16 protein-coding genes are annotated in these 16,247 nt (G+C 47.4%); 6 read left to right on the plus strand and 10 right to left on the minus strand.

Annotated features, from left to right (window positions below):
• Nucleotide 1 precedes the first annotated feature (1 nt).
• Nucleotides 2-835 carry an ABC transporter substrate-binding protein gene (locus tag DKW60_RS14305; protein WP_109838343.1) on the minus strand — a complete coding sequence of 278 codons (834 nt, stop codon included), beginning with the start codon at nt 833-835 and terminating at the stop codon, nt 2-4.
• Nucleotides 836-1,054: 219 nt separating this feature from the next.
• Here DKW60_RS14305 and DKW60_RS14310 point away from each other — a divergent pair, with 219 nt between their 5' ends.
• Nucleotides 1,055-1,507 carry a DUF3293 domain-containing protein gene (locus tag DKW60_RS14310; protein WP_109838344.1) on the plus strand — a complete coding sequence of 151 codons (453 nt, stop codon included), beginning with the start codon at nt 1,055-1,057 and terminating at the stop codon, nt 1,505-1,507.
• A gap of 86 nt (nt 1,508-1,593) precedes the next feature.
• Here the strand turns inward: DKW60_RS14310 and DKW60_RS14315 are convergent, their stop codons facing one another.
• Nucleotides 1,594-2,643 carry a DUF3080 family protein gene (locus DKW60_RS14315; protein WP_181389712.1) on the minus strand — a complete coding sequence of 350 codons (1,050 nt, stop codon included), beginning with the start codon at nt 2,641-2,643 and terminating at the stop codon, nt 1,594-1,596.
• 147 nt (nt 2,644-2,790) lie between these two features.
• Nucleotides 2,791-3,210 carry a hypothetical protein gene (locus tag DKW60_RS14320; protein WP_146203491.1) on the minus strand — a complete coding sequence of 140 codons (420 nt, stop codon included), beginning with the start codon at nt 3,208-3,210 and terminating at the stop codon, nt 2,791-2,793.
• Between the two features lie 170 nt (nt 3,211-3,380).
• Here DKW60_RS14320 and DKW60_RS14325 point away from each other — a divergent pair, with 170 nt between their 5' ends.
• Complete coding sequence (locus DKW60_RS14325; protein ID WP_109838347.1) at nt 3,381-4,445, plus strand: AbrB family transcriptional regulator; 1,065 nt, start codon at nt 3,381-3,383, stop codon at nt 4,443-4,445.
• A gap of 25 nt (nt 4,446-4,470) precedes the next feature.
• Here DKW60_RS14325 and DKW60_RS14330 read toward each other — a convergent pair whose 3' ends face one another.
• Complete coding sequence (locus tag DKW60_RS14330) at nt 4,471-5,409, minus strand: DUF3179 domain-containing protein (protein WP_109838348.1); 939 nt, start codon at nt 5,407-5,409, stop codon at nt 4,471-4,473.
• A gap of 195 nt (nt 5,410-5,604) precedes the next feature.
• On the opposite strand from DKW60_RS14330, the gene DKW60_RS14335 reads away from it, so the two are divergent.
• From DKW60_RS14335 to DKW60_RS14350, 4 genes are all read left to right on the plus strand, one after another.
• Nucleotides 5,605-7,227 carry a GGDEF domain-containing protein gene (locus tag DKW60_RS14335; protein ID WP_109838349.1) on the plus strand — a complete coding sequence of 541 codons (1,623 nt, stop codon included), beginning with the start codon at nt 5,605-5,607 and terminating at the stop codon, nt 7,225-7,227.
• Between the two features lie 64 nt (nt 7,228-7,291).
• A complete protein-coding gene (locus DKW60_RS14340) occupies nt 7,292-7,876 on the plus strand; it encodes a PhnA domain-containing protein (protein ID WP_109838350.1) in 585 nt (194 codons plus the stop codon).
• Between the two features lie 45 nt (nt 7,877-7,921).
• Entirely contained in the window at nt 7,922-8,737 is an 816-nt protein-coding gene (locus DKW60_RS14345) for a PhnD/SsuA/transferrin family substrate-binding protein (protein ID WP_109838351.1), read from the plus strand.
• 2 nt (nt 8,738-8,739) lie between these two features.
• The gene (locus tag DKW60_RS14350) at nt 8,740-10,626 is read left to right on the plus strand and encodes a response regulator (RefSeq protein ID WP_109838352.1); all 1,887 of its coding nucleotides are present in this window, start codon (nt 8,740-8,742) and stop codon (nt 10,624-10,626) included.
• Here DKW60_RS14350 and DKW60_RS14355 read toward each other — a convergent pair.
• The 6 genes from DKW60_RS14355 to DKW60_RS14380 all read right to left on the minus strand — a co-directional run bounded on the left by DKW60_RS14355 (nt 10,619) and on the right by DKW60_RS14380 (nt 16,164).
• Complete coding sequence (locus DKW60_RS14355) at nt 10,619-11,470, minus strand: DUF4392 domain-containing protein (protein WP_109838353.1); 852 nt, start codon at nt 11,468-11,470, stop codon at nt 10,619-10,621. The two genes, DKW60_RS14350 and DKW60_RS14355, sit on opposite strands and share 8 nt — an antisense overlap.
• 44 nt (nt 11,471-11,514) lie before the next feature.
• Entirely contained in the window at nt 11,515-12,471 is a 957-nt protein-coding gene (locus tag DKW60_RS14360) for a 5-oxoprolinase subunit C family protein (protein ID WP_109838354.1), read from the minus strand.
• Nucleotides 12,468-13,184, minus strand: a complete 717-nt coding sequence (pxpB, locus tag DKW60_RS14365) for a 5-oxoprolinase subunit PxpB (RefSeq protein WP_109838355.1) — start codon at nt 13,182-13,184, stop codon at nt 12,468-12,470. Before pxpB ends, DKW60_RS14360 begins: the two co-directional genes overlap by 4 nt.
• The gene (locus DKW60_RS14370; protein WP_109838356.1) at nt 13,181-13,915 is read right to left on the minus strand and encodes a 5-oxoprolinase subunit PxpA; all 735 of its coding nucleotides are present in this window, start codon (nt 13,913-13,915) and stop codon (nt 13,181-13,183) included. Before DKW60_RS14370 ends, pxpB begins: the two co-directional genes overlap by 4 nt.
• 126 nt (nt 13,916-14,041) lie before the next feature.
• A complete protein-coding gene (locus DKW60_RS14375) occupies nt 14,042-14,827 on the minus strand; it encodes a putative hydro-lyase (RefSeq protein WP_109838357.1) in 786 nt (261 codons plus the stop codon).
• 719 nt (nt 14,828-15,546) lie between these two features.
• Nucleotides 15,547-16,164: a 2-dehydro-3-deoxy-6-phosphogalactonate aldolase gene (locus DKW60_RS14380; RefSeq protein ID WP_109838358.1), complete on the minus strand. Its 618-nt coding sequence runs from the start codon at nt 16,162-16,164 to the stop codon at nt 15,547-15,549.
• Nucleotides 16,165-16,247 lie beyond the last annotated feature (83 nt).

Below are 16,247 nucleotides of genomic sequence, written 5' to 3' on the forward strand. Positions count from 1 at the left end.
CTTATTTAATCAGAGGAACGCTGGTGGTTTGTTGTAGCCACTCGGCTTCGATGCTGGCTAATGTGCCATCTTCTTTCATAGCTTCCAGCGCTTCATCCACACAGTTTTTTAGTGGATTACCTTCGGTCATTAACAATCCAAACTGGTCGGGATTTTCACTACGGTCCGCAGGGAATTGCCCCAGTACCACGCCGTCATCCAGCACCACCGCACCCAAATACATGGCGGTTGGTAAATCAAATAAAGCTGCATCGATCTGATTCGCTTTCATGGCTGCAACCACGTCATTGTTGTCGTTATAAAGTAGTGGTTTATCGTCAGGCTTGATTAACTTGTTAAGCATCGGCACGCCCGTTGTTGCAGAGCTTGCTCCCCATAATAAGCCTTTCAGTGATTCCAACTCTGGCTTCGCGCCTTTTTCCTGAATTGGCTTACGCGTTAGCACCGCCATGGCTGCTGAGTAATAAGGCACTGAGAAATCGACTACTTTCTCGCGATCCTCAGTGATCGAAAACTGCTGTAAATTAAAATCGAAATTCTTCTCACCCGGTTGGATGGAGGCATCAAAAGAAGCAGTCGTCCATTCAACGTTGTCTTTATCGAATCCCATACGAGTCGCCACTTCATAGGCAACTGCTGCCTCAAAACCTTTACCAGCTTTTGGGTCATTATCCAGCACCCAAGGGAAGTAGGAGGGGTTACCGGTGGCAATGGTCAGCACGCCATCTTTTAGGGTTTTACCGGTTGCGCAACTGTCCGCTGCGAAGGCTGAAGAGGTTGATAGCAACAGGCCGACACAAACCGTTGCGATACTCAGTGATGATTTTAATAACATTTGAAAGTCCTCGGATAGGTAGGGATATTATCGTTACTGATATCCGCAGGCTTGTCCAGAAAAATGCAATGGCATCATATTGTCGAATTTGTACGGATTGAATATGTACATAGCGTTATTTATTGGGCTAGAGTGCAGGCTTTATCCTGCTGGTCTTGGTTGGCGCGCTGGCGTTGATCAAGCCATGTATAGCTCAAAGATTCATTAGGGAGTCTGGATTTGAAGAAAAAATACATCAGTAGAGAGACTGAAGCTGCCTACCGCAACACCAATTATGTCGTGCCAATGCCCGATAAAAACACCGTTTTGCACGTGGGTGTGGCTTCTGATGAAATCAGGCAATTGCTGACAGATGCAGGTGCTTCAGGCGTGGTGTTTATGACCGCACACAATCCGTTTGGTGTGTTTTTGGATGAAGCTGAAAACACCGCAGCCAACCATTTACTACAAAAGGATCTGGAAGCTCGATTTGAAACTGTGATGAATTGCTATGGCGCGAGTCCTTGTGAGGAATACCGGGAGGATAGCTTGTTGGCTTTTCCGGTTAGTCACTCGCAAGCAATTGAGCTTTGCTGTCAGTATGAGCAGAATGCGGTGTTGTTTATTGACGCTAAGGGTGTGCCGGAGTTGGTTTTTCATCCGGATATACAGACCAATCACCCCGAAGTGTAATGTCGTTAGTTGCTCTCTGAGATGCTGATGCATTTTACAGTAGTAGCTATTGAACAAGGCTGGAATACAATGCGGTAAACTTACTGTTAATCAGTCCTCGTTTGACTCCCCGGCATCATATTGCACTGCCCCAAGATATCTTGCCACGCCTGAGTATGGCGTTGTCGAGCCTTGACCCATTGATCCCAGAGGCTGCCATCAACATTCATGCCCAACACCTGCTGCCGATAATCATTCATCGAGTCAGTTGCCGGTAATTGCTGAATCAGTTCATCATGCAGTGCAAACCAGGGGCTACCCTGACGTTGGATAACCGCCATATACGGCTGCACTTTGCCCGCATAAAACTTCTGAAAAACGTTATATAAGGTTGTCGCGCGTGGCGGCTTATGTCCGGGAAAGCAAAAAGGCTTAGCTTGGAGGCGCGTTTCAATCGCTTGCGCAGTGCGATCCAACGTTTGTGTCATCATCACCAAACTACTCAGTAAACTGGCACCAAACTCACTGTGATGCAGCGTTTCATAAGGTGCCTCAACTTGCTCCAGCCAAGCCGGTAATGTAATGGAATCAGTTCGACTTAAGGTTGCTAACCCGGATAGTTGTTGCAACGCATAGCGCGGAGGATTACCGCTATCAGTATCCAGTGCCAATGGTGGCGTGCCAATTTTAAAGTGCTGACTGATCTCGTCCGCCCCATATATGCCGTTCCAGATTTCACGTGGCAAATTGTCAGACTTCGTTTGGTAAATAGCGTCTAAACGCTCCTGAAACGCAAGTTGCGTGTCGTCCGGTTCCTCGATGTCCACTAGTATTTTCCGGCAGGCTTGCAAGGCGACGATAAAGCGCAATTCGTATCGCATTTTTTGGCTGGGCAGCATCACTTTACCGAGTGAACTGTTGCGCTCAGAGATCAGTGACAACATGTCGCACTGACGAAAATCCAGTACATCCCATAAGCCTTCTCGCAGCTCCTGTGTGGCTACGACACGGTCACGTTTTGCAGGGAAAGCCGGGATTGCTAATGCAGCCTCCCCCAAGTTTAGTTTGATATCGGTTGTCAGCACGTTGCTCATGCGTGCGGTGTAATCTTCCAGCATCGCTTGTGGTGCGGAGACTTGGCAGGCAGTTAAAAGCATAAGCAGGCTAAGTGCAGCTAGGAGGTGAATAGGGCGGTGAAGGAATGAGAGGTGCATAAGAAAAATATAATGCGACTGGTGCAGGGAGTCGAGAACCCACAAAAAAATACATTTTGTCTGGTAGATAATGGTATCGGCGGGAATATTTCAGATAACCAAACGTAAAATGGCGTAGGTAATAACATTAACCACCGCCGCTATCCCCAAGTGTTTGGCAAAAGAAACCTCTTGCTGAGTTTCAACAGACTCGCAGTAACAATCCGCATAGATCCAATAAACGGTATAGGTCAAACCAAGCAAAAATAAGATGAATCCAATCGTGTCAATAGCATAGACGATAGGATAAACCTTAGGCGGTGGATCACCCTGAAATAAGCCAACAGTCCAGCGCCATGACCAGTGGCTGGTTGTTTCATCGATGTATTTCAGTTGTACCAGCAACAACTGCCAGAGGTGGGCTACCCAAAAGAAAAAGCCGACGCCGTAGAGAGCGATGTATTTTTTAATACGGCGAAGGGATAAGCTCCCTCTTTGTACTTTCTGTAACTTTTGGTATTTAGAATCCATGAGGAATTCTAACGTATCGACCTTTAGGCTTGAAATACTTTTGCTAGATGCTGATTTCACCAGTGTGTAACACGTTTTATACAGATGGTTAATCATCATCAGTATGCTGGTGACAGCCTGATTCATTAGCTTTGTTACTGACAGATATTACCTTTAGAGCCAGCCACCCAATGCTGAAAGACCTAAAACAATTAGCCCTAACCTTAATGGTGTGTCTGGTAGTCGGTTCTCTGTTCCAGCTACTACACCTACCCGCGCCATATTTATTGGGCAGTTTATTCGGTACATGGATCGCCGGTAAGTTTATACCCGTTTCACTAGGCGAATTAGGCGTGCCTCGCTGGTTTCATACCATAGTTGTGCTGGGTTTAAGCACGCTGATCGGCGCCACGTTCAATCCTGAAATGATTCCCAAGCTATCACTGTGGGCAGGCACGGTATTCGCCATGTTAGTTACCACTGTGATTGCCACGCTGGCAGGGTATCAATACCTGCACAGAGTCCGTGGTTATGAGCGTAACCTGGCATTTCTATGCAGCTTGCCGGGTGGTCAGGCAGAGGTGATCGCACTGAGTCGGGACTTGGTGGATAAGGACTATGTCGTTGCTTTCTGCCATCTGGTGCGCGTGGTGATTGTGGTGGGAATGATTCCTTTATTGCTGGCACTCACTCAGGGGCGCGATGGCGTTGCCGCATCTTATGAAGTGACCGCTCAGCTCCCCGGTATTCTGGAGTTACCACCACTGACTTTATTTGAGTTTTTAGGCATCGGCATTGGCGGCTACTTCATCGCAAAGTGGTTGCGTATACCGATTCCTCACTTGCTGGGGCCATTAATTCTCAGCGCATTGGTGCACCTCACCGGCTGGGTTGAAGTCCCGCGCATCAATGAGTTTATTCTGTTGGCTCAGATCACGATTGGTGGTGGCGTGGGGGCTAAACTCTCCAAAATCGATAGTAAAGAATTGCTGAGTTATTTCTGGGATGCCATCACCAATGCCGTCATCGTGGTTTCGATTTATTGTGCGGTTGCCCTAACAATAGGTTGGTTGGGTGATCTGGGGCTGATGAAAATGGTACTGGGCTTCATACCCGGTGGTATTTATGAGGTGACTGTGCTGGCACTTATTTTTGGGTTTGATGTGGCCTTTGTCGCATTCCATCATACCGTGCGGGTATTGCTGATTTTCTTAACCTTGCCACTGTTTGCCAGCAGGATGAAATCCTCCCGCTGACAATTCAGTACTATGTCCCCGTGCCTTATTGACCGGCCTTAAACACGGTTGTATCAGGATGGAAGGCATACCAGGCAAACCAGAATCCATTGACCAAATCTATCGGTTTACCATTGGCATCAAGGATTTTACCGTCACGATTCGGTACATCAATCTCAAGCGTCAGCTGTTTCCCCTGAAACTGATCCTGAAAACGGGTCGTACCCAGTTTCGCTAACTCTGCAAAAGGATATGCCTTGTGTTTACCGTTGATGGTAATGCCCATTACGCGCTCTTTAGGATGGTACTGGCGGCTCTGAGCGTTTACCGGAAAATAGGTCTCCGTATTGTTGTCATAGTTACCATACGGTGAGCGTGTGTAGTCACGGTTAAAGCCCGTGTCAGTAGACAGTACTTTGGTATTTGGGTGTTGCTTCAGCCATTTTGCCCAGCTGGTTTGCGAGGAGCTGATCATAGTGAGCTTCTGTCCGGATAGCGGCCCGTTAATCGCTTTTGACAGAATTTGCGACCATAATGTTTGCGTTTCACGGTCATAGAGCAACACGTCGCTATTGTATAGCAGTCCTGATACGCCTAGCGTAAGCGCACGTCCGTTAACGCTTCCTTCGTATACCAGGCCAGTCCCGCACAATGGGCAATAGGTCACCGACACGGCTTTGCCTCGTATAGAGTCATTAACGATTTCATGCCAGTTTAAAATATTAATCGGGTAGGCGCGTGACTCGCCGTTGTAGGTGACACCGATTACGCGGTCGCCGGGTTTTAGAAAGTTAGCACTGCGAGCGGCCACAAATTTTGGCTTGTCGATAGAGGGGATGCCATCACGGGGCGGGCCACCTTGTAAAATTTGATCAGCAGGAATCAGACTATTGGTGAGGTCAAAGCCGTTTTTGCTTGCGGCTGATAAAGACAGTGGGATGCATAAAATAATCAGACTAAGTACGCTGGACTTGATGAATCGCATGGTAAACCTCCGTTTTGTTTAGTTTATTTACGGAGAAGTGACCGCCTCGGATGCAAAGCAGGGTTTATGTTATTTTGTATAAAATTCAATCACACTTCCTTGCCGGGTAGTGCTATAAAGTGTCAATAATCTGTAATTTTGAATTATTTCCTCACATCTTCTTTGTAGGCACGAATCCCTAAGGCCTTTGTCAAAATGAAAATTACAATAATAACATTCGTCACTCTGTGGTTAAGTATGCTGGCGATGTCTACTTATGCGAAAAACACTCAACCTTCAGTGTTGAGACTGCAATTATCCTGGCAGCATCAGTTTCAGTTTGCAGGCTATTATGCAGCTCTGGATCAGGGGTTTTACCGGGAAGCAGGTTTAAACATTGAGTTACTAGAGGGCGGCCCGGGAACCCTTTGTGATGGGAAAATGCTAGCAAAGATTGATTTTTGCAATGCCTCTGGCTCGGTTGTGAAACAGCGGGTTGAGGGGCAGCCGATTGTTGTATTAGCCAGCATTCTGCAACATTCCCCTATTGTGCTAATTACTAAAAAGAAGGATGGTTTATTCACCCCGCGCGACTTAGTTGGAAAAAGGGTGGAAATGTTGTTATCAGGTGTCCCTATTCCTGAAATTCATGCCATGTTGAGCAATCAAGGTGTTGAGCTGAATGAGATAAAACTCTACGAAAACACAACAAATGTATCAGTGCTATTGGGTGACAGCATCGACGCACTGTATGGCTTTTCGACTAATGAGCCATTTCAGCTGCGGGAAAAAGGTATCGAGTATAAAATAATCAGTCCTCGTCACTATGGTGTTGATTTTTATGGCGATGTCTTGTTAACCAGTGAGCGGCTCCTGCAAGTACGTCCGGATCAGGTCGAGGCATTTCGCAAAGCATCACTGCGGGGGTGGCGCTATGCCATGAATCATCAGGCAGACATTGTCGATCTGATTATCGCAAAGTATGCACCGCATCATTCACGACGGCGTTTAATGGCAGAGGCCAAAGCCATTGAAAGTCTGATGTTGCCAAATTTGATTGAGATTGGTCATATCAACGCTGAACGGTGGCGTCATACGGCGGATACCTTAGCTGATTTAGCAATAATCAAACCGGACTATTCTCTGGATGGTTTTATCTACGAGCCGCCCAAGCCACCCGAGGAGACGAGTAACCTGACAATGGTTCGGGTATTGATTATTGTTTTATCGTTTTTAACGGTGGCAATGGTTGCGTTGTGGGGTGGATATATTCGTCTCAGTCAGGAGATTATTGAGCGAAGAAAAGTTCAGAAGCGCTTGCGCCGGGATAAAGAGTTGTCCGATAAAATTGCTTATACCGATGATCTCAGTGGTATGGGAAATCGTCGGTTGTTTTACGAGCGGGGTAACGATGCGATTTTGTTAGCGGAGGTTGATCATACAACGTTGTCGATGGTGCTTATGGATATTGATCACTTTAAACAGGTGAATGACAATTATGGTCATTTGGTAGGGGATCAGGTGATTTGTGAAGTGGCTGATATTATCTTACGCATTATCAGGTCACGCGATATTCAGGCACGGATTGGTGGGGAAGAGTTTGCCATTATATTGCCAGAAACTGATTTGGTGGGTGCGGTGGAGTTGGCAGAAAGAATACGCCATGCTGTCGCCGAATTAACACTGGAATCGGGCGAGGGATCGTTTACCATCACGGCGAGTTTTGGGGTATCCGCTTATGGTGGTGTTAATGACTCTATTAAGCAATTAATGCAATCCTGCGATGAAGCGTTATACCAAGCCAAACATCAGGGACGAAATCAGGTGGTTAGTGTTTAATTAGCTAAATTTCATCGGGTTGAATCAGTTATAATCCGCTCAATTTACCAGAGACAGCTTTCAAATGAGCACAGAACAAGCGTTAAAAGCCCGTAGCGAATCAAAATGCGAACTATGCGGCGTAACTGAAGGCTTGGCCGTTTATCAGGTTCCACCGGCATCACAGGGCAATGCGGATGATTCAGTCCTGATTTGTGGTAACTGCAACGGGCAGATTGATCAGTCTGAGACGATGGATGTACACCACTGGCGATGCCTTAATGACAGTATGTGGTCGCAAGAGCCAGCGGTGCAGGTGGTTGCCTGGCGTATGCTTAAAAGACTCAGTGCCACTGAAAGCTGGGCACAGGATGCTCTGGATATGATGTATCTGGATGAAGAAACTGCAAGCTGGGCCGCCGCGATTGAAGACACTGCGGGTGATGACGATGAGGTGAAACATTTGGATAGCAATGGTACCTTACTTGAAACCGGGGACAACGTCACACTCATCAAAGACCTCAACGTTAAAGGGACCAGCTTTGTGGCCAAACGTGGGACAGCTGTTAGGGGTATTGCCTTGGTGCACGACAACCCGGAACACATCGAAGGACGGGTTAACGGAACACGTATTGTCATTTTGACTAAGTTTGTAAAAAAATCATCATAGTCCATGCTATAACGTGTATATAACCATCAGGATTAGGGGAAAGTCATGAAAGCCTTGTTGCTAAGTTTCAGTCTGCTGTGTTTATCAGGTGCGGTGTTTGCCAAAGAATATACCCTAGGCATTGTTCCTCAGCAGAGCCCGATCAAGTTGTATAAATCCTGGAAGCCAGTCACGGACTATTTGTCTGAAAAAACCGGCTTTAAAGTGACCTTGAAGACTGAGAAGTCCATCGCGGAGTTTGAAAAAGTCTTGTATGACGGTGGTTACGACTTATCGTATATGAACCCGTTTCACTACACAGTAGCCAATGAACGTCAGCACTACGATGCGGTAGTACGCGCTAAAAAAATGATCCGTGGCATTCTGGTGATGAAGTCGGATGACGCGGAAATGGAAGCGTTAATTAAAGATAAAAACACAAAGTTTTTGTTTCCTTCAGCCAATGCATTCGCAGCGACGTTAATCATCAAATACGAAATGCTGACCAAGTTTGGGGTTGACCTGAATGAGGCTGGTAACTACCAATATGTCAATTCACATGACTCGGTGTATCTGGGGGTTGAGCGCGGTATAGGGCAGTTAGGCGGTGGTATACAGCGCACGTTTAACAATTTCAAAGCATCAAACCCTGATGCGGTACTCAAAGAGGTTTACCAAACCGAGGCCTACCCAAGTCATCCGATCGCGGTCAGGGCTGATATGCCTGAAGATGACCGTGCCAAGCTGGTTGAAGCTTTCCTGGAAATACCGGAAGCACTACTGGCAGATTTGAGTATGAAAAAAATCATCAGTACCGAGGATGATGAATTTTCCGTGATACGTGAGCTGTCGGAAAAGCTGGATGTTGTGGTTAGAGACTGAGTATGTCATTTCGCTATAAATTTATTCTGTCGTTTATTCTGATCGAAGCGTTTTTTATTGTACTGATTGTTCTGTTCAACACCTCATCATTAAAAAGCACCTCTGATAAATTGGTGTCACAAAAGATTGAAGCGGCGACCGAGATCTTTGTGGAGATTGTTAAAACGCCGGTGTTAGTCAATGATCTGGCAACCTTAGATGATGCCACGAATAACTTTGCCTCCATTGCCAACGTGGCAGCTGTGCGCGTATTAAACACAGATAATAATCTGCTGTCGGAAAACTTTAATAAGTCTGATGTGTTTAAAAGTGAGACGATGCAAAATCGTTTTATCAGCGCTTTTGCGGCAGACAAAGCCGAGCTGATGGAGTCTTTGAATATTGCCGGAAGGCAATTCTATCAATACAGAAATCCGATTGAAGTCGATGGCGATGTGCTGGGTGAAATTCGTTTTATCTACGATATTTCTGACAGTGTGGAGACGGTGCGAAAGAGTAACTTTGTTACGTACTTCCTTGCGGCGTTGGCGTTACTAGTGAGTACTTTGATCGCCATTGTTTTGGGTTACCGGATTACCTCGCAGTTAAATGCGTTGACCAACACTGCCAATGAAATCGCTAATGATAATCCGGTGTTTGTGCCGCGCTTTAAAGACAACGGGGATGAGATAAATCAGTTGTATGGCGCGATGAAAACCATGCAGCGTAACATTGTTGAGCGCACTCAGGAGCTGACATCAGCGCGAAGCCGGGCGCAAGTGGCCAGTAAGGCGAAGTCTGAATTCTTAGCGGTGATGAGTCATGAGATTCGTACCCCGCTAAACGGTATGATCGGTTCACTCAACTTAATGGATCGTAAACGATTGTCGGAAGAAGACAGTGAGCACTTGGATACGGTACGTAAATCGTCAGGACTATTGATCACCATCATTAATGATATTCTGGATTATTCCAAGATTGAGGCGGGCAAGTTCTCGCTGGATAATCATGTGGTTGATCTGAAAGCCTTGTTAAATGAAACCGAGCAATTCTATCGCCCCATCGTCACAGAAAAAGGGCTGTTGCTGGATGTAAAGTACGATGATGTTCGTAACCAGTATGTTAAAGGTGATGCAATTCGTATTAAGCAGATCCTTAACAATTACCTGAATAACGCACTCAAATTCACTACCCAGGGCAATATCTACCTCACCGTGACTCAGCTGGAGTCTGGAGCATTTAACTTTAGTGTACGTGATACTGGTATCGGGATTAGTCCGGAAGATAAAGAAGACTTATTTAAAGACTTCTCTCAGGTCAATACTGGGGCGAATCGTACCTTTGGTGGCTCGGGGCTTGGTCTGGCTATTTCGAAGCGGCTAGCCGTGCTCATGGGCGGCGATGTGGGTGTCGAGAGTGAGTTTGGAAAAGGGTCACGCTTTTGGGCAGAGCTACCACTAAAAGTTGCTACCAAAGAGGAGTTTGACCAGCAGAATCGTCACGAGCAAGTGTCTGAGGAGAATGCGCTGGAAGGCATTACTGCAAAAGTGTTATTGGTGGAAGATAACAAGGTTAACCAGATGGTAGCGCGCAAGTTATTGGAAAAACAGGGCTGTATCGTCACCATTGCCAATAACGGGGTGGAAGCGTTGGATACTTTGCAAAAAGCGGAGTTCCATCTGGTGTTGATGGATTGCCAGATGCCAGTGATGGATGGTTTTGAGGCAACCCGTAAGATTCGTCAGTCAGGTAGTACTATTCCAATCGTGGCGTTGACTGCCAATGCTCAGAATACAGACCGCGATGCCTGTCTTGAGGCGGGTATGAATGACTTCCTGAGTAAGCCATTTGACCCGCGCAAACTGTATCAATTGATCAGCCAATATTCCCGATACGATCTGTCTAATTAAAGCCGGTAATGCTGCGCAACTCATCAATGAGTTGTTGTCCGGCACCGGACTCTAAGCTGTCTTCAGTGAGCGTGTTGAGGCGGGTTACACCGTCGACACTGCCACGTGCTGAGATGTATTTCAAAATATCTAAGGTATTGATCTTTGAGAGTAAATCTTCATTGCTCCATAAACCTAATAGCGCAATGATACCGTGAGCCGCCCAGTTAGAGACATCAGCAACCAATAGCTCATCACAGGTGGTGACCGATGGGATAATGGATAACTCAGCCAGTGCCTCGGTCACATTACCCATGCCTATTTCATTACCACCATCGCCAATGGCTATGGTCGGGCAGGTCGCTTCACGTAGGAAGTAGTCAAAACAGGCGCAGCGTTTGCTGATGTCTTCACCGCGCATATTCGCGTAAATGCCTTTAGCAGTGAGGCCCGGGCGCTCAATGGATAACACCACTTCCGGTTTTAATAACTGCAATGCTTCGTTGGCTTCCTGCTGCCCTTTACTCAGGTCTCCCACGCTGATTTGATACACTTTGTAATCATCACGAATCACCCGTGCCAGCGGGTCGCCGCAGACTATGACCGGATCGGCACCGAGATGTTTTAGGGTGTCGTACAGAGCGATAGCACCGACAGGGCCATCTGTTTCAAACGTGTCATCAACCGGAAAGCCCGTACCAATCAGAATCGTTCCACGACAGCGGTAGAGTATCTCAGCTGCGCGCTGATAATAGCCCGGTGTCAGTACTTGTTGGATGCGTTTCATACCGCGCAGATCACGTGCCACCATCAAGTCTTCGATTTGTTGGGTGATGTTTGCTAGGTCAGTTGATTGTTGTGTCATAGGTGTGTTCTCTGGGCCGCTTGGGCGCGTTACTAAGCCGTGGCTTAATCGAGCTGGATCAGCCGCATGTGCTGTTCACGGAAACGAGCGAGGTGCAACTGGCGCTGCGCTTCATCAATGGTAATGGCTTCAAAGCGAACTTTTGTTCCCGGTAAACGTTGTGTCAGCGCGGGAATGTCTAGTGACAACACCGAGCCGATTTTTGGGTAGCCGCCAATCGTTTGGCGGTCATTCAATAAGACGATGGGCTGCCCGTCTGGTGGTATCTGAATAGCGCCAAAGCAAATCCCTTCAGAAAGAATACCGTCAATATCCGCTTTAATCTCAGGGCCGGTGGTGCGAAAACCCATGCGATCACAGCGATCATCCAGAGTGAACTCACTGGTAAAAAAGCGTCGTTGTTGCAAGCTGGAGAAGTGATCCTTTTGATAACCCAGTACTACCCGCAGCAAGACATCGCCGGAGTAATCTGGCCGGTTGGACGCATCAAGACTGAATTGTGGCAGCGCTGCGGTGTTTTGTGTTTGGTAGGGAATAATATCGCCTGCTTTTAATGCAGAGCCATCCAGTCCACCAAGTTTTTCACGCGCTACGGTTGAGGCACTGCCAAACATTTCAGCCACCTTAAACCCATCTTTAACAGCGAGATAGTGGCGTGTATTGTGCTGCGCAAAACCCAGTTCAATCCGGTCACCGGCTTTGATGGTGTGGGTTTGCCAACTAGCAACCGGCTTTTTGTTGATACTCAGCACTGCATCGCCACCTGTCAGTGCGATCTGCGTGTCGGCTTGTGCCTCCAAGCTCAGTCCGCCCACACTGGCTTCGATGGCGCAGCTATTGACCGGATTACCACAGAGGCGATTGGCAGACTCGAAGCTAGACTTATCTAATGGCCCGCCGGTAGTGAGTCCGATAGCGTGTTGACCAAAACGTCCTGCATCTTGTAATAGTGAGAGAATGCCGGGTTGTAGCACTTTGAATCCACTGTTAACGGTACTCATGATAGCACTCCGATTTCACCGCCTAAGCTGAAAAATTCTTCCCGGCTAATTGCTTTAAAACGCACCTCATCGCCTACGCTGACCGGCATAGTAGGTGTCGCTTGTGGATCAAACATGCGTGTCGGGCATAAGCCAATCAGGTTCCAGCCGCCGGGTGATACATCCGGATAGATCGCGGTTTGACGATCCGCGATACCAATGGCACCACGCGGTACTTTCAGACGTGGCGTGCTAAGGCGGGGTGTTGCAATGCGCTCGTCGACTTGCCCTAAAAAGGCAAAACCGGGCGCAAAGCCAATGGCGTACACGCGGTAGGTCAGGCTTTGGTGAAGTGCGATGATTTCATCGATACTTAAGCCTGAGTTTTTGCTGATGAGTGTCAACTCCGGGCCAGATTCCTCGCTGTAATACACTGGTAATTCAACACAGTTTGATGTCGACTGCTGTACTGAAGCGTCGGTTTGATCTGTCTGTGTTGCAGTCGTACTTTGCAATGTACGTCGGATCACCGCCCGAATATCTAATTGGTCACATCGCAAGGGATCAAAAATCAGCAGCAAGGAGGCATAAGAGGTGACCTGATCAATAATGCGGTCACCTAATGCCTCTGCTAAGGCTTTTGAGGCGCGCTGTACCTGCTCGGATATCTCAGGCACGGTAGTGTCGCCGAAATAGATGATGAGTGAGTTTTCACCCGCAACTTCGATTCTCATGCGTCAACCAATGCCCGAATTTCTGCAATGGCGGCGATGCCCTCATCATTATCACCATGCACACATAAGGTATTGGCGCGAAGCGGCAGGGTGTGGCCACTGACGGTGGTGACAGTGCCTTCGTTACACAGCTGCCTGACCTGCGCGATCATTTTTTCACGGGTGTGAACCGCGCCGGGTTTAGCACGCGATAGCAGTTTTCCGTCATCGTCATAACAACGGTCAGCAAAAGCCTCGAAGTGAAGCTTTAAACCAAGTTTTTCTGCTTCTTCGATGTGCAGATCATTCTCAGGCACAGCTTGTAACATCAGTGCAGGCTTTGAATGATGCTCGGCAACCGCATGCATCACAGCCGCGCGTACAGCAGGCTTTGCCATCATGTCGTTATATAACGCACCATGTGGTTTTACGTAGTCCATGCTCACGCCAATATTTGTCGCCATGCCTTCGATAGCAGCGATCTGGTATTGCACATAGGCAACGATTTCGTCATGGCTGCATAGCATTGAACGACGCCCGAAACCTTGGAGGTCAGGATAGGCTGGATGTGCACCCACACTCACGCCATTGGCTTTTGCCAGTGCCAGTGTACGGCGCATGATAATGGCATCACCCGCATGAAATCCGCAGGCAATATTGGCTTGGTGAATGTGAGGCATCACAGCTTCGTCCATGCCCATTTTCCAGGAGCCGAAGCTTTCGCCTAAATCGCAGTTAAGAGTTAAAGACATAATAGTTACCTGTTTTATCAGTCATGATCCGGCAACACAAAGCGCCAGATTAATGGCATGTTTAGATCCAATATAAACTCCGTGAGCCAATAACATGGGCAATCACGGAGTCTTCCACTTACGTTATTACAGAATCGCCAACTTGCTGTTTGGCACATCCGTTACCAGCATGCAGCCCGGGCTGTGCGTAATGCAGAACGGTGGCTTAGCCTGCTCCAGCGCCACCTGAGGCGTAACACCACAAGCCCAAAACACGGGAATTTCATTTTCATGTAAGGTCACCGGATCACCGAAGTCAGTCTTGCTGATGTCGTCGATACCGATGAGCGACGGGTCACCTAAATGGACTGGCGCCCCATGTACCGAAGGGAAGCGGGTACAGATCTGCACAGCACGAATCGCATCAGCGGCTAAAAACGGCCGCATACTCACAACCATGGTTCCACTGAAACGTCCGGCAGTGCGACAAGGTATATTCGTGCGATACATCGGCACATTACAACCTTCGCTAATATTACGAACTTCTAAACCATCAGCGAGCAGCGCTTCTTCGAACGAGAAAGAGCAGCCCAACATAAAGGTGACTAAATCATCACGCCAGTGCTCTTTGATATCAGTGACTTCCTGAATGAATTCACCATTTTCAAATAGCTTGTAACTGGGTAAGTCGCTGCGTACATCCAGATTTGCCGCCAGCTCAGGAATTTCCCAACTACCGGGGGCTGACATACCGAGTACCGGACAAGGTTTTGGATTCAGTTGACTGAATTGTAAAAACTCTGCGGCCCAATCCTTTGGCAGGATAACCATATTGCACTGAACGAAGCCTGCGCACAGGCCAGATGTGTTCCCTGTGTGGTCGCCTCGACGAATTTGTTGGCGAAGTTCTGCGGGGGTGATATCCGGGTTCATGACAGCTGCCCTTTAGTTTACTTAGATGTTAGTGATTGTAGGTGAGATACTGAAAATATGGTAGTGCTTTACTTTACATTCGAATACTTCAGATCTGAAGTTAACGTTTAAATAGTGCGATCGAGTTCAAAAATGATAACTTTGAGTCAATATGGAAGAGTCTGTTCAATCAAGTGGAACTATTTTCAGTAGACACGTCAAACACCATAACTACTCTGTTGATTCAATCTTGTACAGGCTTTCTTTTCTTGTAAGTCTTTATTCTAGTTATAAAAATATATCATTACATGCATAAGTATATGCAATGACCTTTTTCTGATCCTTTTGCGCTTTACTCAGTATGGAAGCCGTAAATACTCTTTTAATAATCGAGACGTCTTCCGAATATCAACAAAGAGGACAGTATCATGAAAAAAGGAATGTTCTGCTTGCTGCCGTTGTTCGTCCTGTCTCAGGCCGCTACCTCGACTCCCCATCCACAAGCAGACGAACGCAAAGTTCTCGTATCATCAGGAACTGAGCGGGTGAGGGAAGCACCTGTCGCCAATCCGGTAAGAGTGCCGAATGTTACTCCTACCGTGATCATTGCCAGGCCTGCAGGCAGCAAGCCTAGAAGTGGTCGAAACAATCGTGTTTTGCCACATGGCAGAGTACTAATCAGAAGAAACTGATTACAAAAAAGGAAGAAAGCCCCCCACACCCGGGAGGCTTTTTTTGTATTAGGCGCGCATACTTTCCAGTGCGTCATAGGTTTTCACAACCTTCATCGCTTTTTCAGCAACGATTTCAGGTGTATAGCCCGGTTGATATAAGTAGCTCTTCATTCCAAAACCAACACAGCCTGCCTTTCGGTAAATCGCCATATTCGAGCTAGTGACACCGCCCACCGCATACAGTTGAATATCTTCAGGCAGGATGCCGCGAATCGCTTCAACCCCGGTAGCCCCCAATACACTTGCCGGAAACAGGCCGATCGTGTGCGTCCCTTTGGAGATCGCCGCAAAGCATTCCGTTGGACTAAAGCATCCGGGGAATGAATACATGCCTAAGTCTAGTGTTTGTTTGATGACGTTAGTGTCGGTGTAAGGTGAGAAGATAAATCGTCCTCCCAGGTTTGCCACTTCATAAGGCTGGTCTTTTTGTATCACCATACCCGCACCAATGATGGCGCGCTGACCGAAGTGGTTCACCATCATCTGAATTTTTTGCAAAGGTTGTGCACCGTTCATGGAGACTTCCAATAGGGTGATGCCGCTGCTGACTAACGCTTCTGCGATATCCAGCATTTCGCCTTCGGGGATGCCATGCAGTATGGCGATTATTTTTCTATGTTTCATATCTGCCCTCTCGTTAAAATGGGTTCCTCGTCAAATACAATACTCTGTCTTGTTTATTTGGCAAGCATTTGAGCTTAACAACA

The organism is Leucothrix pacifica (assembly GCF_003172875.1).
Lineage (GTDB): Bacteria > Pseudomonadota > Gammaproteobacteria > Thiotrichales > Thiotrichaceae > Leucothrix > Leucothrix pacifica.